Genomic DNA, 512 nt, shown 5'->3' with positions numbered 1-512 from the left:
GTGCTGCCGCTCCGCAGCACTGAAGAGCCCACACCCAGGCGCACGGCCTGGGCCGTGAGATAGGGCCCGCTGGTGACGTCGCGTGACGCCTTCATCATCACCTGATGCTTGCCGTGTTCAATCGCGGTCAGGCAGTAGTCGGCGGCCAGGCCGGGCTTGCCGGTGGCGTCGATGACGACGTCGATGTTGGGTGTGGTGACCAGCGTCTCGGCCGAGGTGATGGCAATCTTGCCCGCTTCGATCGCCGCCGTGGCCTAGGCCACGGCGGCGATCGAAGCGGGCAAGATTGCCATCACCTCGGCCGAGACGCTGGTCACCACACCCAACATCGACGTCGTCATCGACGCCACCGGCAAGCCCGGCCTGGCCGCCGACTACTGCCTGACCGCGATTGAACACGGCAAGCATCAGGTGATGATGAAGGCGTCACGCGACGTCACCAGCGGGCCCTATCTCACGGCCCAGGCCGTGCGCCTGGGTGTGGGCTCTTCAGTGCTGCGGAGCGGCAGCAC

2 pseudogenes are annotated in these 512 nt (G+C 66.8%); one reads left to right on the top strand and one right to left on the bottom strand.

Annotated features, from left to right (window positions below):
- Positions 1-251, bottom strand: a pseudogene (locus WH87_RS20125) (homoserine dehydrogenase); the annotation flags it as partial.
- 10 nt (positions 252-261) lie between these two features.
- Between WH87_RS20125 and WH87_RS20130 the strand changes: the two are divergent.
- Positions 262-512: pseudogene (locus WH87_RS20130) on the top strand (homoserine dehydrogenase); the annotation flags it as partial.

The sequence above is a fragment of the Devosia epidermidihirudinis genome, assembly GCF_000971295.1.
GTDB lineage: Bacteria > Pseudomonadota > Alphaproteobacteria > Rhizobiales > Devosiaceae > Devosia > Devosia epidermidihirudinis.
The sequence above is the reverse complement of the archived record's forward strand: the minus strand, read 5'-3'. Positions and strand labels throughout refer to the sequence as shown.